We start from the raw sequence: 20,879 nt of genomic DNA on the forward strand, positions 1-20,879 counted from the left end.
CCGATACAACTCGACAGCGTCGCGGCGAAACTCCTCGGAGTAGTTCTTCCTCGCCATGAGTGGATCATCTCGCTTCCACCCCACCGAAGCAGGGATTGAGCGTGTCCACTACTCGGGGTCAGGTCCCACCAACGCACCGCTCTGATCAGCACTCATCGGCATCGCCGCAGCAGTCTCGAAAGTCATAAACCATATTACCGCACTAAATCACAGACGAACCACTAGCACCACCTCCGGTGGGTGCGCAGTGTGTCTACATAGTTCTCGAAAATCTGCGATCTCGAATGCCGTGCATTCGATGACTAAACCCGGTAGCATCCACCTGGTAGCCAAGCAACTGACTGAGTAAAGCTCCGGAGCGATAACAGAACGAAATGGGTGCATCTTGGGATCCTGCAGCCCCGACTTCGAGATCTGGCCACTTACTCCGAGGCTCTGGCCGGCGTTCGAGGACTTGTTCGGGCGCTCGGGCGGGTCCAATGGATGCTGGTGCATGTACTGGCGGCTCGGACCGGAGTACAAGCGCCGACCGCGCGACGACAACAGGCGCGCAATGCACTCGATCGTGTCTCATGGGATACCGCCGGGCTTACTCGCGTTCGACCACGACAATCCCGATCGAGCCGTCGGCTGGTGCCAGCTGACCCCGCGTGCGGATCTCGATTGGCTTGACCACCCTCGCTATACAGAGCCCGTCGATGATGCGGACGTGTTGTCCCTAAGCTGTTTCTACGTGCACCGTGAGTATCGCCAACGGGGCGTCGCCGCGGCTCTGGTGAAGGCTGCCTGCGAGATGGCGGAGCGGGCCAATGCGCCTGCCGTGGAGGCCTATCCCGTCGATACCGACGTGCCCGGTAGCACTTCGAACGTTTTCACCGGTACGGTAGCGATGTTCGCGGCGGCAGGTTTCGTCGTCGTTGCCGCACGGACGCCGTCACGGCCGATCATGCGTCTGTGGCTGACGTGATCGAGACGTCGACCCAGGGGCCCTTGGGGCGAATCGCGTCGTTCTCACCTGACTGGGACATCCCCTGCGGAATCTGGGTGGCCGACACACAACTCTGCTCGAATATCGGCGAACCCGTGCTCGTGGCTGCCGAACGCACCCGGCGCGCGTCTTTCCGCGACGCAGCCGACCGCACCAGGTTTGAGATCGGAGCAGGATTGCTGAGGTCGGTCGCCGCAATCCTGGTCGGTGTCGACCCGGGTGCTGTTGTCGTGGATCGAACGTGTCCGACCTGCGGCGGGCAGCACGGGAAGCCATATATTCAGAACAGCGGCCTTCACGTTTCGGTGTCGCACTCCGGGACCCTCGTCGTCGTGGCCACCACGTTTGCTGGCGCCGTCGGCGTAGATGTGGAGCAAGTCCGTAGCGCCGATATCTCATCGCTCGCCACAAGGGTCTGCGCGCCCGGTGAGTCGATTAGCGGGCCGGCCGAGTTCTACCCGCTGTGGTGTCGCAAAGAAGCCGTCGCGAAGGCCACCGGTGAGGGGCTGGTGGTGCCGTTCTCCGAGGTTGTGGTGCGGCCGATGACGGAGCAAGCCGGACTTGAGGCGTATCGAGGACGGCCGATTGCTTGCGCCATGGCCGACCTTGAGGTGAAAACCGGCTACGCCGGGGCGGTCGCCGTGCTCGCGCCCGGTCGACTTGAGCTGCGCATCCATGACGGTCGAGAAGTCCTGTTAGGACGCCCGGGCTGACGTCAGCCGAAGTGGACCCGCGAATCCATCAAGGTCAGCGCGCCGTTGGAAACATGCAAACGGTCGTTTGCGTAGTTGAGGGAGGCCGATCGCAGATCGCGTAGGGCCCGCTCGAGACGCAGGGTCGATCCGGTGAGATAGCCATGGCGCAGGCCGACCAGTTCGATCAGGTCATCGACGGCCCGGACGCACTCCTCGGATGCGCTGAGCTTGAGCGTGTTCACCAGCATCTGCACCGACGGGTTACTGGCAGGTGTCGTGCCGGCGATGGCCGCGACGCTTCGCGTGAGCACGGAATACACGATCTCCAGCCGGCCTCGGACCGATGCCAGCCTGGTCAGCAACAGCTCCGAACGTGGATCGAAGTGATGACGGTGTTCGGGATCGCGAATGAGGTTCAGCACTCGACTCAAGGCGCCAGTGGCCGTTCCCAGCCAGGCACTGGACCAGCCGATGTGGGCCAGCGGCGCGAAGTAGTCCGTTGCCATCTCGGAGAAGCATCCGGACCGGCCGATCACCTGATCCTTCGGCACCGACCCGGCGATCACCATGGGCACGCTCTCGGTGGCCCGCATACCGAGTGGGCTCCAGTCGCCGAGTACCTGAAGGTCCACCTGATGCCGGTGCACGAAGATGAGATCCACCTGCCCGGGCCAGGTAGCCTCCGGGGTTCCCATCGTCACGAGGAAGGCATCGGCGTGGTTCCCACCGGTGACGATCGGAGCCCGACGGTCGATCCGTAGTTCGCCGTCAACGGTTCGTGCGGCCGAGTCCTGCGTCAGCAGGTGGCCGCCGGTACCCGGCGAGGTCGTGATCGAACCCAGGTACATCTCGCCGTTGGCGATGGGCGGCAGAATCTTTTCGCGTTGCGACAGTGCTCCGTACCGATCGAGAACACCCACCTGTTGACAGTGCATCGCGAAGATCAGGGCCGCCGACAGGTCTGCGCGTCCCAACTCCATGGTCACGTCGACGAGGTCGTCCAGATTGCCGTTCATACCGCCGAACTCAGCCGGTATGAGCAGACCCAGAAGGCCGGTGGTTCTCATGGCATCGAGCGCATCAATGGGAAAAGTCGCGGTCGCGTCGCAGGCCGAGGCGAAACTGGCGATCACGGCACAGGTCTGATCGACGGCTTGGGACAACGGGGCTTTCACAGCGCGTCCACGGCTGTGTCGGACCCGGACACCGGAGCTGCCGTGGCACGCGAGCGGGGGAGCGGGTTTCGGGAAAGATCTACTCGGGACACCGACACGACCGAACCTCCTTCGAGTACCACCTCAGCCGGGCAGGGATGGCTGAGGAATCCGACCAAGCTCGCCGACAGGCCGTACGCGCCCACGTTGGGCACGCTCACCAGATCGCCGCGGGACAACGGCGGCAGTTCCGCCGACCGAGTCCAGCTGTCCAGTGGGGTGCAGAGCGGGCCGGCCACCAGAGTCGAAGTCGTCACACTTTCCCGGGCGGCTCCGGCCGCGACGACGTCCGGCGCGATCGGCGGTAGGCGGCGGAGTCCGGACATGCCGCCGAGGTGGTTGATTCCCGATTCCAGCACGACGACGGGCGTGTCGTGAGAGATCTTGACATCGGCGACCCGGGTCACAAGCTGGCCGCATCGACCCGCCAGATACCGGCCGGACTCGAAGATCACGGTGGGGGCTCCGCCGTGCCAGCCAGGAAAATGATGATCGAGCAGAGCAGCCAGTCGATCAGCCAGCATGGAGAGTGGGGGCCGATCGCCCAGTCGGGCGTAGGGTGCGCCGAAGCCACCACCCACATCGATGACCGCCGGGTCCAGGCGCAAGGCGGTGGCGGCTCGACGGCAGGTCGTCAGGGCCGCGTCGAACTGCGCGACAAGCGCGTCCTCGGAGTCGAGATTGCTGCCCTGATACACGTGCAGGCCGACGATGCTCGCGCCGGAGCGCGACTGACCACCAGTGCAGTACGGCTGAAACTCCGCCGACTGGGCCTGAAGGACCGCGATGTCGGCGCCGAATTGGGAGGCGCGCCCCGTCATTGCCAGGCCCTGGCCGGGTGCCGACACCGAGTCGTTCAGCCGCACCAGACACTCCGCACGCACACCATGACACCTGGCCACGACGTCGATCTGCCGGAGACCCGCCAGGGAGTCGACGGAGAACCGGGTCACGCCACCGGCGATTGCCGCCTCCACCTCGGCATCGCGCTTGCCGGGACCGGTGTAGAGAACGAGGTCGGGAGGGACGTCAGCCTCGTGCGTCGCGTCGAGTTCACCGGTGGAGCAGATCTCGACGCCAGCGCCTTCCTCGATCAGTGCCCGTACCAGATCCGGATGCGGATTCGCCTTCAGGGAGTAGAGGATTCGGCTCGGCTCGGGCAATACTGCCCGGAGCTGCCGATACGCCGCGCGAACCTCGTCGAGCGAGTACACGTAGAACGGCGGGTCGACGTGCTCGAGCGCGAGCCGGATGTCGTCCTGCACCAGGTCAACGGACATAGCTACTCGTCCTGATCAGGTCGGTGAGACGGCGCCGATCCACCTTTCCGTTGGAGGTCAAAGGTAACGACTCGACCACTAGACAGAGTTCCGGTTGCTTGGCCAACTCCATCCGAGCGCGTAGTCCCGCCAGCACCTCGGCCGGTTCCACGTCGCCCTGTACGACCAGGACGGCACCGGCGTCGGCACCGGTCGGTAGCACCACCGCGGCCGCCCGCACACCGGTGACGCGGTGCGCGGCCGCTTCGATCTCGACGGTGCTCACCCGTGTTCCGTTCTGCTTGTAGATGTCGTCGCGACGCCCCGCGAAATAGATGTATCCGTCACCGTCGAGGTAGCCGTAATCACCGGTGCGAAGCTGCGGGAAGAGCCCTCCCGCACGAGGGAATCGTTCCGCGGTGAGTGCCGGTTGTCGCCAGTAGCCGGACATCACGTTCGGGCCTTGCACAACCAGCTCGCCCACCTCACCCGGCGGAAGCGGATGACCGTGTTCGTCGGCCGCGAAGATCCGCGTGCCGGGGAGGGCGATCCCGCACGACCCGGGTCGCTCCAGGTCCCCGTCGGGCGGCATGATCGCACCGCGCTTGCACTCGGTCAGCCCGTACATCAGCTGGACCCGCAGTGAGGGCAGCTTGGCGCGCAGTCCCAGGAGTGCCTCGGGCGGCATTGCGGCACCGGTGTTGGTGAGCAGGCGCAGCGAGTCGAGCCTGGTCGGCCGATGGTCGAGCAACCGGTTGAGCATGGTGGCCAGGGAGGGCACGGCAACCAGGACCGTGGCGGGCCCGGCCTGGAGGTTGGCCACGAGCCGGTGCCCCGCATCGGCGATGCCGCCGAGATGCAACGTCGCGCCGGCCAGGCCGGTCAGCAGAATCTGGTACATCCCGTAGTCGAAGGACAGTGGCAGGGCGCAGAACACGACGTCGTCCGAGCGGTACCCAAGACGGGACTGGATGGCCGTGGCTGCGAAGACCACCTGCTGATGAGTGCTGACGACGGCCTTGGGCAGCGCCGTGGTGCCTGAGGTGTAGATGAAGCACACCGGGTCGACGGCGATCGGTCGGGTGTCGCGCAGGTCGGCGTCGTGGTTGTCCATGTCGACAAGCTCGGGGATCAGGTCGTCGATCGAGACGGACGTTACCTCGAGCAGCGCAGCACATTCGGCCACGGTGTGCGACGACGTCACGACCACGGTCGCCTGCGAATCTGTCAGGATGTGCCGGATCACCGGCAACGGGGCATCGCCGGGCGTGAACACGAATACCGCTCCGAGACGGGAGCACGCGAAGACAACCGCCGGGACGGCGACGCTCGTCGGCTCGGCGATGATCACCCGGTCCCCGCGACGAACACCAGCGAGACGGAGTTGGCCGGCAATCCGGATGCTGTCCGCTCGCAGTTCCGCGAACGTCCTGGTGATTGCATCGTGTCGCACGGCCGTCGACTCGGGCCACTGATCGGATGCGCCGTCGAGGATGTCGTGGACGAGCGCGCCGCCGTACCGCTCACTAGCGCTGGATGTCATGGGCCGAGAGTTCAGCATCGTCATACATGGCCTCTACTTCGCCGGTGGTGGAATGGCGGATTTCCGGGCAGCCGAGGCGCGCCCTGCCCGCTGCCGACCGTTGTATCCGGCATGTAGGAATCACATAGGGATGGCCGACAGGGTCGAAAAAAGGCCGCTGAACAGGGGCAATACGTTGGAATGGAGCGCTCATGACGAACTTAGAGACGACCCCGGCGCCGGCGCGCCGGGCGTTCCATCATATCGGGATCCAGACCGATGACCTGGCCAACGCCGCATCGTGGTACGAGGCCTTCTTCGAGTGCGTGCCGTCATGGACCCTCACGCAATTCTCGGAGTTGACGCAATCCCGGCTGCCGGGAACCCGCGAGCTTCGTGAGCTCACCGCCGGTGATCTACGGTTCCATCTGTTCGAACGACCGGGCGACACCGCGCCGCACCCGACACAGAGCATCGGCGGCTTCCAGCATTTCTGCCTCTCCACGACGGACCCGGCCGACCTGGTCGAGCTGCGAGAACGGTGGATGACCCTGTTCGAGTCAGGTGATTATGCCTTTGCCCTGCCGGACCAACCGACCGACATCGTCGTGGATGGCGACGGCGTCCACAGCCTGTACGTCTACGACGTCAACGGTGTGGAATTCGAGTTCACCTACGTTCCGGACAGCGTCTGATGGCGCGGGTGTACGCCGAGCTGACAGCGCTCATGGATCTCGGCGATGAACCGGGCTGGGACTTCGGCGGATATCCCTACGGTCTCGAACCCCTAACGCTGCCCTACCCCGCGCACGAGGACGTGCACGACGATCAGCCGAGCACGGCGACCCTCGCTCTGGCCTGCTGGCGGGTGGCGGACCAACTGCAGAGCCTGCGTCAGGCTGCCGTTCCGCCACCCGAGTCCCCGGAGAAGCTCGACCGGTTCCGGTGGATCACCGGCCATCAGATCAGTTTCATCGCCTGGCGTATGGCGGCACAACTGCTGGCCGAGATCGACCGTGGCCGTCAGCCCACCGCCGCCACCGTGGCCGAGATATCGACGTACGTCGACGTCTACAGCGCCATGCTGATCTACAGCGGTTCATGCACCAGCCGGCGGTATCACGACCACATCCGCCCGAGCATGCAACTGCATCACCCCGGTTTCAGCGGCAGCTGGGCGCCGGACTACGTGCCAATCCGGCACCTGCTTCGAGGACGCCTCGAACCCCTCCACCAGGCGCCGAATAGCGACCAACTGCGGCACGCGGTTGACGTCAACATCGCCGTGCACGAATGGATTGCCGAGAAGCTCGTTCCCGACGGGGTGTCCTTGCTGCGGGGCACCTCGCAATCCGCCGTCCACCAAGGCGCACGGCTGTTGAACCAGCTGTACGACAACTACTTCATGACGAACCGCGGTGAGACCTCCCGGTCGGGCATCACCGCACAGCTGCTGCGTCGTGTTTCCGCGGTCGTGCAGGACATCCAGGCCAACGGGCTCACCACCGATCAGGAAATCGCCGAGCTGCCGGTCGACCTGCGTGCTTGCGCAAGGGCCACCTGCTCGATCCTGCTGGATGCGTCACGCCGCTCCGTCGGTCGACCGGCGCTCGTCGGCCTGCAGCTCGCCCGACGACACCAGGCCATGGGCCGCACACCCGCGCGACAGCTCTGAGCTGTTCACGCACAGCACCGCTTCGACCATAGCACCCTCCAACTACAGCGCCCTCCAACGACAGCGCACCCAGACGAGGCCACCTTGATTAAACCCAGTAAACCCGAACTCAACGGTACGTTCGGAGCCGTCGCCTCGACCCATTGGCTGGCGACCGCGACCGGGATGGCACTGCTCGAATCCGGGGGCAACGCCTTCGATGCAGCGGTGGCCGCCGGGTTCGTGCTGCAGGTCGTCGAGCCGCAGTCCAACGGCTTCGGTGGTGACCTTGCAGCGGTCTTCTATGAGGCTGCGGCGGACCAGGTGTGGGTCGTCTGCGGGCAGGGCCCGATGCCGCGCGCCGCCACCGAACGGGCCTTCGACGAGCTGGGACTCACCCAGATTCCCGGATCCGGTCTGCTGCCGGCGACGGTACCCGGATCGTTCGGTGGATGGCTGCAGCTACTGGCCGAGTGCGGTACGAAGACCGTGCGCGAGGTGCTCGATCCGGCGATCAGCTACGCGGCCCACGGGTACCCGCTGTTGCCGGAGGCCGCTCGCGCGATCACCCTGCTCGCACCGCTGTTCCGCAACCACTGGTTTGGGTCTGCCGAGGTGTACCTGGCCGGTGGCGTGCCGACCGGCGGCAGCAAGATGCGCAACCCCTGGCTGGCCGCGACCCTGACTCGCCTGGTGAAAGAGGCCGAGGCCGCGTCAACCGATCGGCTGGGCCAGATCGAGGCCGCGCACCGCGCGTTCTATTCCGGCTTTGTCGCCGAGGCAATGAGTGAATTCGCGTCCGGGACCGAGGTGCTCGACGCCACCGGACAGCAGCACCGAGGTCTGATCGACGCCGACGACCTGGCCGGCTGGCAGCCGACGATCGAGCCGTCAGCCAGCATCGGTTACCGCGGGCACACCGTGCACAAGCCCGGCAGCTGGACGCAGGGCCCGGTGTTCCTGCAGCAGCTAGCCCTGCTCGAGGGTTTTGACCTGAGCAGTATCGATCACAACTCAGGCGAGTACGTGCACCTCGTCTGCGAAGCGGCGAAGCTTGCCCTGGCCGATCGCGAGGCCTGGTACGGCGATCCGACGCACGGCAGTGATCCGCTGCCGGTTCTGTTGAGTCCGGAGTACACCGCGATGCGGCGCACCCTCCTCGGCACGACCGCCAACCTCGATCCACGGCCAGGGTCGGTTGCCGGTCGGGCACCCCGGCTGGTGACGCCGGTCGTGGACACCCCGGTGGCCGACCCGGAATGGCTGGCTCAGATTCACGAGGGCGTCCCCAATCTCGTCCTGGCTGCGACGATCAAGTCAGGTGACACCTGCACGGTCTCGGTGACCGATCGGTGGGGCAACGCCGTCGCCGCGGTCCCGAGCGGCGGCTGGCTCAAGAGCTCACCGGTCATTCCGGGTCTCGGGATCTCCCTCGGCACTCGTGGTCAGGCGATGTGGCTGTCGAACCCGGAGCACCCGAACGCGCTGCGACCCGGTAAGCGCCCGCGGACCACCCTGAGCCCGACCGTCGTGGTGGGCGACGGAGCGGCGCTCGCCTTCGGAACCCCCGGCGGCGATCGCCAGGACCAGTGGACGGTCGCCAGCCTGCTGGCGGTGATCGACCACGGCTGGGATCTGCAGTCCGCGACCGAAGCCGGCATGTTCTGCTCCGATCACTTCCCGACGTCGTTCGCCCCGCACGCCAGTCGCCCCGGCGTGGTGTCGATCGAGGAGAACGTCGGCGAGGCGACCATCGGCGAACTACGGGCCCGCGGACACCGGGTTGCGGTGGCCCCGGCCTGGTCCATGGGCAAGGTCTGCATGGTGTCTAGCGGCGGCCCGCACGGGTTCGTACGTGCCGGGGCGAGCCCCCGGGGCCACCAGGCCTACGCGGCCGTCCGGTGATCGGGACAGGCCGGGCGCGTCCGGCGGTTGGCCGCCCGGCAGCGACGTCGGAGGAGGCATCGTGGAACTCGTAGCCGGAGTGGCGGGAGCCAGTGGCGAGGCTGGCGGCGAACTGCTGCGGCTGGTCGCCGGGCATCCCCACCTGCGTCTGGGCGCGATCACTGCCAACTCCCAGGTCGGACAGCCGGTTTCGGAGGTACATCCCGCGCTGGCCGGCCGACCCGGGCTGGCCGATCGCGTATTCGACTCACCCGACGGAAGCGACCTCGGCGACAGCGACCTCGTCTTCCTCGCCCTGCCGCGCGGTGAGGCGGCCGTCATGGCCGGAAAGTTGCCGGCGTCGATCCGGGTCGTCGACCTCGGGCCGGACCACCGGCTCACCGACGGCTCCGTCTGGGCCCGGACCTATGGGGGGCCGTACGCCGGCAGCTGGCCCTACGCGCTGCCGGAACTACCCGGTGCGCGGGCCCGAATCGGGGCTTCCTCCCGTCTCGCCACGCCCAGTTGCTACGCGACCGCGGTCCTGCTCGGCTCGGCGCCACTGGTACGGGCCGGAATCGCGGGCGCCGACGACGCCGTCGTGACCGTGCTCGCCGGTTCCAGCAGCGCCGGCCGGACCGGTCGGAGCACCCAGGCCAAGGGCGGTCACCTGGGCAGCGTGATCTCAGCGGCCATGCGCGGTTACCAGGTCGGTGGTGAGCACGGTTCCATCCCCGAGATCGAGCAGGAACTGACTGCCCTGACCGACCGGCAGGCCCGGCTGTCGCTGGTGCCGGTACTGGCGCCGACCCCCCGGGGCATCCTCGCGATCTGCAGTCTGCCGTTGACGAGGGAGACCACGACGGAGGAGCTGCGGAAGCTGCTGACTCAGATGTACCTGGACGAGCCGTTCGTCCGCCTGATGCGGGAAGGCAGGTGGCCGGCGACGAGCGCCTGCATCGGCACGAACATCGCGCTGTTGCAGGTCGCCGCCGATCCGCACGCAGACCGGTGCGTAGTGATGTGCGCCATCGACAACCTGGGCAAGGGGGCCGCTGGACAAGCCGTCCAGGGCGCCAACCTGATGTTCGGACTGCCCGAAATCGCGGGACTTCAAGCCTGAGGAGATCACCCCATGACACGGACGCTCGACCTTCGTGAACGCTTCAACAAGGCCTTGATGCCTACGTATGACGACTATGCGCCCGAGGTGGCGCTGTCACACGGCAAGGGCTGTCGGGTGACCGACCTGGACGGCCACGAGTATCTCGATCTGGCGGCCGGCCTGGCGGCGAGCGTCGTCGGTCACGCGCATCCCGACGTGGTGGCTGCCATGACCGCCCAAGCCGGTCAGCTCATACACACGTCCAACCAGTACTGCCACGAGCGGGAGGTCGAGCTCGCCGAGCGCATCCAGCGGATGCTCGATCCCACCGGGACGACGGACTCCCGGGTGTTCTTCTGCAACTCAGGCGCCGAGGCGAGCGAGGCGGCCCTGAAATTCGTCCGCCGCCAGCGCCCGGACCGTCCGGTCGTCGTGGCCGCCGCCGACGCCTTCCACGGCAGGACGATGGGTGCCTTGGCGCTGGCTGGTGTGCCGTCGGTCCGGGACGCCTACGCGCCGTACGTCTTCGAGATCCGGTTCGTGCCGTTCGGCGACGCCGAGGCACTGGCCGGCGCCGTCCGTGACGACACGGCGGCGGTGTTCCTCGAACCGATCCAAGGCGAGGCCGGTGTCGTCCGCCCACCGGACGGATACCTGGCGGCCGCTCGCCGGATCTGCGACGCGGCGGGGGCGATGTTCGTTCTCGACGAGGTGCAGAGTGGTATCGGTCGCACCGGCCGATGGTTCGCGCACCAGTTCGAGGACGCCCGGCCCGACGTGATGACCTTGTCGAAGGGCCTGGCCGGCGGCCTGCCGATCGGGGCCTGCGTCAGCATCGGCGACTACGCCGACGGGCTGCAGGTAGGCCAGCACGGCAGCACCTTCGGTGGGAACCCGGTCTCCTGCGCCGCCGCCCTCGCGGTGCTCGACGTGATCGAACGGGACCACCTGATGGACAACGCGGTCACGGTGGGGGACGAGCTGGCCGCCGGGATCACCTCGATCGGACACCCGCTGGTGGCCGGCGTACGTGGCCGTGGCCTCTGGCGGGGACTGGTGCTGACCGAGCCGCTCGGCGTGCAGGTCAGCGAAGCGGCCAAGGCGGCCGGGTTCCTGATCAGCGCCGTCCGGACGCAGGCGATTCGGATCTCCCCGCCGCTCATCCTGGCCTCGGAGGAGGCCGGTGAGTTCGTCGGCGCGCTACCCGGGATCCTCGATGCTGCCGCGGCCGGCTAGTCCCGGTTCATGATGGATGCTCGCGGCCTGACCACGCAGTCGATCGATCACATCGCCGAGGTGCCCGCGGCCGAGTGGAACGCCCTGGCCGACCACGATCATTTCTACCAGTCGTACGAGTGGCTGTCCCTGATCGAACGGGACAACACCGCCGAAGCCAGGTACGTGCTCGTGCGGAACTCGGACGGTATCGTCGGTGCGCTGGCGCTGTACGAAGTGGCGCACGAAGCCAATGCCTCCTATCGGCTTGAACGGCTCGAGGCAAGCCTGGGAATTCGCGCCGGACATCTGCTGGCCGGCGGCCGACGCGGATATCACAGCGACCTGCTGATCTGTGACCAGTTCGCACCGGAGCTCGCGGATCGGGTAGCCGACGCGTTGATCACCGAGGCCCTGGACGTCGCGGCGGGACTGGGTCACGCCGGCCTGGGGATGTTCTGTCTCCCGACCGACGCGGTGCGCCGGCTGGCGCGCGTGCGCGCGGTGACTGCCTCGTTCGACACGGCGGAGTCGATCGTCCAGCCGACCGGCGGCGGCATCGAGGGTTACCTCGCGGACCGGACCAGCAAGCAGCGGGCGAAGATTCGGCGGGAGATGCGAGCCTTCGACGACACCGGGTGGTCGGTGCGAGCCGCGCCGATGACCGAGTGCCTCGACGTCGTGTCCCGGCTTGCGTCCAACGTCGAGCGTCGGTACGGGCATGAGACGCCCGACGTCCTGCTGAAGCGGCTGTTGCGACGGGAAGCGACGCATGTGGGCGGGCAGGAATTGACCTTGATCTGCGAGGATCTCGACGGGGTGCCGGTGGCCTGCGCCGTGAACTATTGCTGGCGCGACACGATGTACAGCCGCGTCGTCGGCTTGGACTACGAACGGCTCGGCCGCTCCTTCGCGTATTTCAACGTGCTGCTCTACCGATGCATCGAGGCGGCGGCCGAACGCGGATTGAATCGGCTGTCCCTCGGCCAGGCGACGGCCCCGAAGGTCGAACGCGGGGCCGAGCTGCGCCCGCTGTGGATGGTGTCTATAGCCGTGGACGCCGGTTCGGCCCGCCGGACCGGTCTGCAGCTGACCGACGCAGCGGCGCTGAGCCGCTGGAGTGAGCCCTTTGCCGACTACCGAGAAGCCATGGCCGAGTTCGACCTGCGATTGCTCAAATAACCTCAAAGCCTCCATACTTTTGGAACCGGTGACGAGTCAGTTCAGAAGGGTTGGCGCTGATGCCCGCGCAATTCGATCGTGACGCCCGGCGTTTGTGGAGCGCGTTGAGTGTCTCACTGGTCGGCTCGGAGATCACGTTGCTCGCCCTGCCGCTGTTCGCCGCCACCAAACTGCATTTGGTGGCGTTTCAGATGGGCATTCTCGCCGCGACCGGCCAACTGCCGTTTCTGCTCTGCAGCCTGCCCGCCGGGGTGTTGGCAGACCGGGTGCGGCGGCGGCCGATCCTGGTCGCCTGCGACGTCGGATCGGCGGTGGTGCTGGCTACCGTCCCGCTGTCGGTGATGTTCGGCGGTCCGTACTTCGTCCAGCTGTGCCTGGTCGCCTTCGTCGTCGGGACGCTGGCCGTGCTGTCCGAAGTCGCGCACTACGCCTACGTGCCCACCCTGGTGGGCCGGGACAGCCTCACCCAGTTCAACAGCCGATTGCAGGTCAGCTACTCGGTGTCGGAATCAGCCGGACCCGGGCTTGCCGGCGTGCTCGTTCAGCTGATCACGGCGCCGTTCGCCGTGCTCATCGACGCGTTCTCGTTCGTGGTGTCGGCTGTGCTGCTGCGTTCGGTGCGGCATGTCGAGCCACGCATCGACAATTCCCACAGCAGCACGGTTCGGTCGTCACTGGTCGACGGGCTGCGGATGCTGGTGCGGCATCCCGTGCTCAGGCCGATCGTGCTGACCGGGATGTTCGTGGCGTTCTTCGAACAGGCGGTCGTGGCGCTCTACGTTCTCTACGCGATCCGAGATCTGGGTCTGAGTTCGGCAACGATCGGCCTGGTGTTCGTCGCCGGCGGCATCGCGGCCATTCCGGGCTCCATGCTGGCGCGCGTGGTGGGAGACCGGATCGGCGTCGGGCCGGCGATCGTGGTCGGGCTGATACTTTCCGCGGCCGCCGGGTTGCTGGTGCCGTTCGCGACCGGTTCCACCGTGGTGATAATCCTGATGCTGGCTGCCGCGAAGGCAATCACGGCGCTGACGTTCACGGTGGCGAACATCCACCAGTGGAGCCTGCGTCAGTCCCTCACACCGGACGAACTCGCCGGGCGAGTGACGGCCGGGCAGCGCTTCATCGTCTACGGCGGCGGTTCGATCGGCGCCCTCATGGGCGGTGTGCTCGGCAGCGCGCTCGGGCTGCGGCCCGCGCTGATGCTGTGCGTCGCGGGCGGCATCCTGTCCCCGTTATTGCTGGCGGCCTCACCGGTGTGGCGGGTTCGAGAGCAGCCGACCAGCCCGGCGGAGGAGTCGGAAAACGTGACCGACGCCATCGACGTCTGATCTCAGCATCACCCACCACCAGCGAGGAATGCCCACTGATGCGGGTGATTCGGCCTAGCGACTGGTGATTTCGGCCGGCTGCGGCGGGAGATCGGCCAGCGACCGCGCGATGGCCTCGTCGCTGACGATCGAGTCGACCATGGTTCCGTCGAGGTAGGACCGGTACGCCGCCATGTCGAACATGCCGTGGCCGCTGACGCCGAAGACAACTGCCCTACTGACTCCCTGGCGGTCCGCGGCCGCGGCCACCATGGTGGCGCCGTGGATCGCGTGGGCGCTCTCCGGGGCAGGGGTGGTGCCTTCGGTACGGGCAAAGAGCACGGCGCTGCCGAAGACGTCACGTTGGGAGTAGGCGGCGGCATCGATGGAGCCCTCGTCATAGAGGGCGCTGATCAACTTGGCCGTGCCGTGATAGCGCAGGCCGCCGGCGTGCATCGACGGCGGCGCGAAGCTGTGGCCCAGGGTGTACATCTTCTGCAGTGGCGCCAGACCCGAGGCGTCGGTGAAGTCGTAGGCGAAATGGCCTCGCGTCAGTTTGGGGCAGGCCATCGACTCGACCGACACGCAGCGCACCGCGGGCCCACCCAGTGCCGCGGCGCCGAGGAACGGGAGCGCGAGTCCGCCGAAGTTGCTGCCCCCGCCGAGTGAGCCGATCACGACGTCCGCCCGATCGCCGAGCTCCGCCAGCTGCTCCTGGGCCTCGAGCCCGATGACGGTCTGGTGCAGCAGCGAATAGGTCTCGCCACTGCCGGTGCAGAACAGCGTCCCGGGTTCGGCAGTATCCTCCAGGGCCTCGGCCAGCGCGAGTGACAAAGAGCCGGTGGAGTCGGGGTGATCGTGCAGCTCCGCGCGTCCGACAGCTGTCCGACTGCTGGGGCTCACGATGACCGTCGCGCCGAGCATCTCCATGATGGTGCGGCGGTGCGGTTTGGCTTCGTAGCTGGATCGGACCATGTACACCCGGCACTTCATGCCGAACATGGCGCAAGCTGCGGCGACAGCGGTGCCCCACTGGCCGGCGCCGGTACCTACGGTGAGGTAGGTGGCGCCGGCTCGGTGGTAGTAGTACGCCTGAGCCACCGCGGTGTTGAGCTTGTGGCTGCCGCTGATGTTTCCACCCTCGTACTTGTAGTAGAGGCGGCAACCCGTTCCGAGCGCGGACTCGAGCTGGTGCGCCCGGACCAACGGTGTCGGGCGCCACTGCCGATACCGCTCCAGGACAGCCGGTGGAATCGGTACCGACGGTTCGCGGGTCAGCTCCTGCCGCACGAGCGAGGGAGGGATTTGCAGGGTGATACCGCTCGGCGCGGACCTCGGCGACGGCAGATCAGGCGCGAGGGTGACGCCCAGCGCGGGAATGGCATTGCACCAGGCTTGGGGGATGGATACCACGGCGGCGGCTCCGTTCGGCTTAGGTTGCCTGGTGCACCAACGTGATCAGGTCTTCGACGGTGTCGAACCGGGCGTTCATGATCGTCGCGTCGTCCAACTCGATGTCGAGCCGCTCTTCCAGCCCTACCAACAGCCGCACAAGCTCGAGGGAGGACAGGTTGAGGCCGCCTTCGGCCAGTGACGTGCCGGCGGTGATCTCGACGGCTTCGTGGCCCTCGGCCGTCATCAGCTCCGCGACCGTCTTACGCACTGCCTGCTCGGTGTCCGCATCTGCTTTTCCTGAAGTCAACATGGGTCAATCCCCTTCTCGCGCGCCGTGAGATCCGTCTTAGGCCGACGGCTTCAGTGGTATCTCAAGGTCGAATCAGTGGTGTCGCAAGGTCGAATCGAGCTTCGTCGGGCTCGCTACGCGTCGTATACATGGGGCCTACGCCTCATACGCCCCGGTTGGCGCACGCCACCATTCCGCCAACTCTCATGTAGGCGCGTTGTATCCGCGCGCGCGACGGTCGAGTCCGACAGGGAATCCCACACAACGAGCACGCGGTTCCGGGCGAGCGAGGAGAACGATGTGACCACAGAATTCGATGTCGCCGAGGAGACTGCCGTCAGTCGCTGGGACGCCGTCCTGCCAGGTATCCGAGCCGAAGCACTGGACTGTCTGCAGAGCACCGTGGCGGTCCTGGCCGATGCCGCGTACGGGTCCGGCGCTCATCTGGCGCTGGGAAGCCGATGGCGATTCCCGACCCTGGACGACAGCGGTGAGTTTGCCGTTCAGCCGTCGGTTGCCGAGCGCATCGACCAAGCCCGCGATGTGCTGGGCATGCGGGTAGAACCGGTCGGCGTCGCGTTAGACTCGGCTCACCTGCGCGACGAAGCCGAAACCGGGCCCATCTACATAGTGTCGGAGGCGTACGACCTGTCGTGGCTGCCGTACGCGCGCGCAACGAAGCGCTATCGGGAGATGCCGCACAGCTTCCTGCTGGAACGGACTGGGCGAGAATATTCCGTCGTTGACGCCTATTACGCCGACACCGAATGGGGACGAGCTCGCCCGACCGTCGTCCGGATGACTGGAGCGGAGGTCGACAGCGCCATAGGCGGCACCGGGCTGGCCGTCCGGATGACTACGACCACGAAGAGCGCGCCGATCGACCCGAGGACCGCGATGGCCGACAACGCCGTCGTCGCCCGGCGGGCCGAGCCTGCAATAGATGCCTATCTGGCGCGGGCCCGGGCAAGCCTGACCCGGCCGGAAGGCATCGAGCGTCTCGTGCTGGACGTGTGGCACCTGTGCCGCGAACGGCTGCTCTACGGGCTGTGGCTCGGCGACCACGAGGCCGCGCCGCTAGTCCTGGCGGCTACTCAGGCGTGGCAGCAACTGGCCAGCCAGAGCTACCTGGCCAGTCGACGGGCACACCGCGGCACACCGCCCCATCCCGCACTGATCGACGACATGGGGGCGCAGTTGTACGCCGACACCGAGCTGATGACCGCGCTGGGCGCAAGCGCGCTACCGATCCCGCAGGCCGCCGGGTCGAACCTGGAGGATGTCATTCGTTCCGTGATCGCCGAGGTAGTCGGCCTCACGGACCGGGAGCTGGCCGAGCTGACCGCGGGTAGCCCGCTACGCCTGCTTCCCGGCTTCGACTCCTTCCGGCTGGTTTCCGTGGTCGATCTCGTCGAGGAGCGGACCGGTGCGGTGCCGGCATCCGATGCGTCCGCGGCGGATCTGGCGGACGTGGCGGGCTTGGTTCGGTTGTTCTCCCGAGGCACCGCGCCGGTGTCCCGGTGAGCGCGCCGCCGGTCGGAATCTATGAGTGGTTCCACCGCAGTGCCGAGCGTGATTCGGATCAGTCGGCGCTCGAGGTCGACGGAGTCGGTCTCAGCTACCGCGAACTCGACGTGTGGGTGGCCCGCGTCGCCACCGAGATCCTTGCGACGGACTCCGTTCGAGCCGGCACCGTCGGCCTGCTCGCGTCCCGCACCGTAGGCACCTACGTCGGCTACCTCGCCGCCCTGCGCGCCGGAGTACCCGTCGTACCGATGAACCCGCAGGTGCCTGCCGCCCGCAACGCGACCATCTGCGCGGCGGCCGACGTCCGGCTGGTGCTCTCGGACGACACGGAACTCGCGACGCGGCGTGAGCTGATCCGGGAATACCCGGCGCCCATACTTTCACTGGGTTATCGGGATTGGTTGACGGTCGAGTCGGCCGAGAGCGGCCCCGCCGAACTGACACCAGCGCACCCGGACGACATCGCATACATCTTGTTCACCTCGGGTTCGACCGGACGTCCCAAGGGTGTTCCGATCCGACACCGCCAGCTGTCGGAGTTCACTCCCTACTGCGCCGAGCGCTACGGTGTCGGGCCCACCTCACGGCTCAGCCAGACCTTCGACCTGACGTTCGACCCGTCTGTCTTTGACATGTCGGTCAGCTGGTTCGCGGGCGCGACACTGGTCGTCCCCAGCCGGGAGCAGATCCTCACCCCGGCGCGCTTCGTCAATGAGCACCGAATAACCCACTGGTACTCGGTGCCCTCGGTGATCTCGTTGGCCGGCCGGCTGCGGAACCTGACGCCGAACAGCATGCCCGAGTTGCGCTGGAGCATCTTCGCGGGCGAGCAGCTGACACTCGACCAGGCACGCGCCTGGGCTACGGCCGCTCCGCTGAGCATCATCGAGAACGCCTACGGTCCGACCGAGCTGACCGTGACCTGCGTCGGATACCGGTTACCCCGCGACGTCGACAACTGGCCGCGGACGTCGAACGGCACGGTCCCGATCGGGACGCCGTATCCGCATCTGGAGTCAGTGCTGCTGGACACCGGCACCGAGGGTGCGATCCCCAGCGCGGGTGAACTTTGTGTTCGGGGTTCACAGCGATTCGCCGGCTATCTCAGCATGGAAGACAACTGCGACCGCTTTCGCAGGGAGGGTGAATCTGCCGAGGCGTTCGCACCTCCAGGTCCGAAGGACTGGTACCGGACGGGGGACCTGGTGTCCTGGCAGGGTGGCAGTCTGGTTCACCTGGGCCGCATCGACGACCAGGTGAAGATCAGCGGACACCGCGTCGAAGTGGGCGAGGTCGAAGCGGTGTTGCGCAGTCACCAGTTCGTGGACGAGGCCGTCGTACTGGCAGCACCGACCAGGCGTGGAGGTGAGCTCTGCTTGTTCGCGGCGTACGTCGGCCGGGATGACGACGGGCACCTCCTCGACCATTTACGCCAGCATCTGCCGTCATACATGGTGCCGTCGCGAACCGTCAAGATCGCGAATTTCCCGTTGAACACGAACGGAAAAATCGATCGGCGCCGACTGCGCGAAGAACTGGCGGGCGACCTCAGCTCGGTGCGATGAGGCAATAAGGAAATTTATCGCGATCGACCTCTAGACCCTGTCTGATCACTTTGATATGCTTATAAGGCCATAAAAAGAATGGGTCATACCTTCTCAGTCTACGTCCGTCAGGTTCGCTCGGGCGGTACGGGTCACTGTCTTCGACGACGTGTGCCGGCCGGTGTGACGTCGAATTCCGCGCGACGGTGGGGTTGATATGAAATATTCCGTCCTGGGTCCAGTGGAATTACACACCGCTGCCGGACCGGTCAAGATCCACAGCACGTGCATCCAGGCGATGCTCGCGATTCTGCTGATGTCGCCGAGGCAGGTCGTGTCGGTCGATCGGATCATCGACGACATGTGGCCGGAAGAACCGCCGCGCTCAGCGGTGGAGAACGTTCGGACTTACGTGTACCAGCTTCGTCGGCTGCTGAATTCCACTGACCGCCATTCGATACTCAAGAGTGTGTCGGGTGGCTACCAGCTCGACATCGACCCCGATGAACTCGACCTCACTCACTTCCAACGCCTCGCCGAGGAGGGTCGACGCGCGTTGAGCTGTGAGGACAACGAGAAAGCGCGCACGCTCTTCGTGTCTGCGCTGAAGCTGTGGCGGGCCGCGCCGTTGGCCGGGCTGACCCTGAGCCGAGCAATGCGGGCGAAGGCCGTCGCGCTGGAAGAGCAACACCTGCAGGTGCAGGTGCAGTGGATCCAGGCCCGGATCGCGCTGAACGAGGCCGGGGAGGTCATCGCGCCGTTGCGGGGCCTGCTCGGCGAACGACCCCTGGACGAGCGCCTGTGGCACCTGCTCATGCGCTCGCTGGCTCGTAGCGGTCGCACCGGTGAGAGCCTGGCCGCTTACGACGAAGCACGCCGGACGCTCGTTCACGAGTTGGGCAGCGAGCCCGGTCGCGAGCTGCGGGAGCTACACGCCAGCCTGCTACGCGGTGAGCGGGAACCGAACCCGGAGCGGGCGGTACTGCGCAGCGTGCCCAACGCGGTGCCCCACCAGCTACCGTCGGACACCCGGCAACTCGTCGGCCGCGAGTGTCAGTTGCGGGCGATCCGCGAGCTCGCCGAGCGATCGTTCTCTGGGGAGTTGAACCACCCTGCCACCGTCCTACTGTCGGGACTGCCGGGGGTCGGCAAGACCGCGCTGGCCGTGACCGCCGCCGAACAGTTGCGCGACTTGGTGCCGGACGGGGAACTCTATGTCAACCTCGACGGCAGGGACACGTCCTCGGCAACCTCGTGGGACGCGATGGCCAGCCTGCTCAGCGCGTTCGGCGTCGCGCCGCGTGCCATCCCCGATTCCGCGGGCAACCGGCGGTCGCTGTACCGATCATTGCTGGCCGAGCGCCGCGTGTTGGTCATCGTCGACGGAGTTTCGGACAATCGCCAGATCGTTCCGCTCATTCCAGGACCGGGACACAGCGTGCTGCTGGTGACCAGCAGGCGACGGTTGACGCGGGTGTATGCCGACCTTCGGCTTTCTCTCGACGTCATGACGGCCGAGGACGCACTCACCATGCTCGCCAACACGATCGGTTCGGACCGGGTGGCGGCCGAGCCGGAGGCAGCCCGGCAGGTCGTGCTGGCGTGCGGTTGCCTGCCGGCCGTGATCCGAGTTGCAGCCGTCCGGTTGTCCACCCGGGCCGCGTACCCGATCCAGGTTCTCGCCGACCGGCTGTCCGACGGCGAAGGGTTGCTGGACGAATTCGATTGGGACGGTTACTCGCTCCGTGACCGGCTCGACCGGAGTTACCAGTCGATGAACCCGCAGCAGCAACAACATTTCCGCGCGATCGGCGCAGTGACGCCCGAGGCGATCTCGGCAGCCGCGGTCGGCCGGGTCGCGCGTACGTCGGCGCACGCCGCCGACCGTGAGTTGGAGGGCCTGACCAACGAGGGGATGCTCGTGGCGCAGATGTCGTCGTCCGGCATTCCGAACTACCGGCTTCCGACCGTGATGCACGCCTACGCGAAAGAGCGGCTGGCTCATGAGGGATTGAGCCAGGCCGCCGGTGTCGAGAAGGCCCAGCTCACCGGTTAGGTTAACGCCGCTTGGTCAACGCCTCGGGTACGTGTCATCCCTG

At 66.7% G+C, this 20,879-nt stretch carries 17 protein-coding genes; 12 read left to right on the forward strand and 5 right to left on the reverse strand.

Features of this window, described 5'->3' with window-relative positions; genetic code table 11:
- The first annotated feature begins 493 nt into the window (after positions 1-493).
- Positions 494-967, forward strand: coding sequence for a GNAT family N-acetyltransferase (locus RM423_RS18780; RefSeq protein ID WP_311424581.1), 474 nt, complete (start codon positions 494-496; stop codon positions 965-967).
- Positions 955-1,701, forward strand: coding sequence for a 4'-phosphopantetheinyl transferase family protein (locus RM423_RS18785; RefSeq protein WP_311424582.1), 747 nt, complete (start codon positions 955-957; stop codon positions 1,699-1,701). Before RM423_RS18780 ends, RM423_RS18785 begins: the two co-directional genes overlap by 13 nt.
- Positions 1,702-1,703: 2 nt before the next feature.
- Here RM423_RS18785 and RM423_RS18790 read toward each other — a convergent pair whose 3' ends face one another.
- Genes RM423_RS18790 through RM423_RS18800 form a run of 3 tightly spaced genes read right to left on the reverse strand, consistent with a single transcriptional unit; the run spans position 1,704 to position 5,699 of the window.
- Entirely contained in the window at positions 1,704-2,858 is a 1,155-nt protein-coding gene (locus RM423_RS18790; protein ID WP_311424583.1) for an acyl-CoA dehydrogenase family protein, read from the reverse strand.
- Positions 2,855-4,177 carry a type III PLP-dependent enzyme domain-containing protein gene (locus RM423_RS18795; protein ID WP_311424584.1) on the reverse strand — a complete coding sequence of 441 codons (1,323 nt, stop codon included), beginning with the start codon at positions 4,175-4,177 and terminating at the stop codon, positions 2,855-2,857. The genes RM423_RS18790 and RM423_RS18795 overlap by 4 nt, the downstream gene beginning before the upstream one ends.
- Positions 4,167-5,699: a class I adenylate-forming enzyme family protein gene (locus tag RM423_RS18800; protein ID WP_311424585.1), complete on the reverse strand. Its 1,533-nt coding sequence runs from the start codon at positions 5,697-5,699 to the stop codon at positions 4,167-4,169. Before RM423_RS18800 ends, RM423_RS18795 begins: the two co-directional genes overlap by 11 nt.
- 191 nt (positions 5,700-5,890) lie before the next feature.
- On the opposite strand from RM423_RS18800, the gene RM423_RS18805 reads away from it, so the two are divergent.
- The 7 genes from RM423_RS18805 to RM423_RS18835 all read left to right on the forward strand — a co-directional run bounded on the left by RM423_RS18805 (position 5,891) and on the right by RM423_RS18835 (position 14,046).
- Positions 5,891-6,373, forward strand: a complete 483-nt coding sequence (locus tag RM423_RS18805; protein WP_311424586.1) for a VOC family protein — start codon at positions 5,891-5,893, stop codon at positions 6,371-6,373.
- An 8-nt stretch (positions 6,374-6,381) separates the two neighbouring features.
- Complete coding sequence (locus RM423_RS18810) at positions 6,382-7,353, forward strand: hypothetical protein (protein WP_311424587.1); 972 nt, start codon at positions 6,382-6,384, stop codon at positions 7,351-7,353.
- An 84-nt stretch (positions 7,354-7,437) separates the two neighbouring features.
- Positions 7,438-9,237, forward strand: a complete 1,800-nt coding sequence (locus RM423_RS18815; RefSeq protein ID WP_311424588.1) for a gamma-glutamyltransferase family protein — start codon at positions 7,438-7,440, stop codon at positions 9,235-9,237.
- Between the two features lie 61 nt (positions 9,238-9,298).
- The gene (gene argC / locus RM423_RS18820) at positions 9,299-10,339 is read left to right on the forward strand and encodes an N-acetyl-gamma-glutamyl-phosphate reductase (RefSeq protein ID WP_311424589.1); all 1,041 of its coding nucleotides are present in this window, start codon (positions 9,299-9,301) and stop codon (positions 10,337-10,339) included.
- Between the two features lie 12 nt (positions 10,340-10,351).
- Positions 10,352-11,557 carry an acetylornithine transaminase gene (locus tag RM423_RS18825; RefSeq protein ID WP_311424590.1) on the forward strand — a complete coding sequence of 402 codons (1,206 nt, stop codon included), beginning with the start codon at positions 10,352-10,354 and terminating at the stop codon, positions 11,555-11,557.
- A 9-nt stretch (positions 11,558-11,566) separates the two neighbouring features.
- On the forward strand, positions 11,567-12,718 hold the full coding sequence (locus RM423_RS18830; protein WP_311424591.1) for a GNAT family N-acetyltransferase: 1,152 nt from the start codon (positions 11,567-11,569) through the stop codon (positions 12,716-12,718).
- Positions 12,719-12,777: 59 nt separating this feature from the next.
- On the forward strand, positions 12,778-14,046 hold the full coding sequence (locus RM423_RS18835) for an MFS transporter (RefSeq protein WP_311424592.1): 1,269 nt from the start codon (positions 12,778-12,780) through the stop codon (positions 14,044-14,046).
- A gap of 54 nt (positions 14,047-14,100) precedes the next feature.
- Here RM423_RS18835 and RM423_RS18840 read toward each other — a convergent pair whose 3' ends face one another.
- Both RM423_RS18840 and RM423_RS18845 read right to left on the reverse strand, forming a co-directional pair.
- Positions 14,101-15,438 carry a TrpB-like pyridoxal phosphate-dependent enzyme gene (locus RM423_RS18840; protein WP_311424593.1) on the reverse strand — a complete coding sequence of 446 codons (1,338 nt, stop codon included), beginning with the start codon at positions 15,436-15,438 and terminating at the stop codon, positions 14,101-14,103.
- Between the two features lie 19 nt (positions 15,439-15,457).
- Positions 15,458-15,730, reverse strand: a complete 273-nt coding sequence (locus tag RM423_RS18845) for an acyl carrier protein (RefSeq protein WP_311424594.1) — start codon at positions 15,728-15,730, stop codon at positions 15,458-15,460.
- Positions 15,731-16,009: 279 nt separating this feature from the next.
- Here RM423_RS18845 and RM423_RS18850 point away from each other — a divergent pair, with 279 nt between their 5' ends.
- The 3 genes from RM423_RS18850 to RM423_RS18860 all read left to right on the forward strand — a co-directional run bounded on the left by RM423_RS18850 (position 16,010) and on the right by RM423_RS18860 (position 20,836).
- Positions 16,010-17,233 carry a hypothetical protein gene (locus tag RM423_RS18850; protein WP_311424595.1) on the forward strand — a complete coding sequence of 408 codons (1,224 nt, stop codon included), beginning with the start codon at positions 16,010-16,012 and terminating at the stop codon, positions 17,231-17,233.
- Positions 17,230-18,801: an amino acid adenylation domain-containing protein gene (locus tag RM423_RS18855; protein ID WP_311424596.1), complete on the forward strand. Its 1,572-nt coding sequence runs from the start codon at positions 17,230-17,232 to the stop codon at positions 18,799-18,801. Before RM423_RS18850 ends, RM423_RS18855 begins: the two co-directional genes overlap by 4 nt.
- A gap of 196 nt (positions 18,802-18,997) precedes the next feature.
- On the forward strand, positions 18,998-20,836 hold the full coding sequence (locus tag RM423_RS18860; protein WP_311424597.1) for an AfsR/SARP family transcriptional regulator: 1,839 nt from the start codon (positions 18,998-19,000) through the stop codon (positions 20,834-20,836).
- The last annotated feature ends 43 nt before the right edge of the window (positions 20,837-20,879 follow it).

Source organism: Jatrophihabitans lederbergiae (assembly GCF_031845305.1).
GTDB lineage: Bacteria > Actinomycetota > Actinomycetes > Mycobacteriales > Jatrophihabitantaceae > Jatrophihabitans_A > Jatrophihabitans_A lederbergiae.

Excerpts from the sequence above, each read along its gene's own strand:
- RM423_RS18830 (WP_311424591.1), top strand. The coding sequence starts at position 11,567 with ATGATGGATGCTCGCGGCCTGACCACGCAGTCGATCGATCACATCGCC.
- RM423_RS18845 (WP_311424594.1), bottom strand. The coding sequence starts at position 15,730 with ATGTTGACTTCAGGAAAAGCAGATGCGGACACCGAGCAGGCAGTGCGT.
- RM423_RS18780 (WP_311424581.1), top strand. The coding sequence starts at position 494 with ATGTACTGGCGGCTCGGACCGGAGTACAAGCGCCGACCGCGCGACGAC.
- RM423_RS18860 (WP_311424597.1), top strand. The coding sequence starts at position 18,998 with ATGAAATATTCCGTCCTGGGTCCAGTGGAATTACACACCGCTGCCGGA.
- RM423_RS18800 (WP_311424585.1), bottom strand. The coding sequence starts at position 5,699 with ATGACATCCAGCGCTAGTGAGCGGTACGGCGGCGCGCTCGTCCACGAC.
- RM423_RS18805 (WP_311424586.1), top strand. The coding sequence starts at position 5,891 with ATGACGAACTTAGAGACGACCCCGGCGCCGGCGCGCCGGGCGTTCCAT.
- RM423_RS18795 (WP_311424584.1), bottom strand. The coding sequence starts at position 4,177 with ATGTCCGTTGACCTGGTGCAGGACGACATCCGGCTCGCGCTCGAGCAC.
- RM423_RS18835 (WP_311424592.1), top strand. The coding sequence starts at position 12,778 with ATGCCCGCGCAATTCGATCGTGACGCCCGGCGTTTGTGGAGCGCGTTG.
- RM423_RS18825 (WP_311424590.1), top strand. The coding sequence starts at position 10,352 with ATGACACGGACGCTCGACCTTCGTGAACGCTTCAACAAGGCCTTGATG.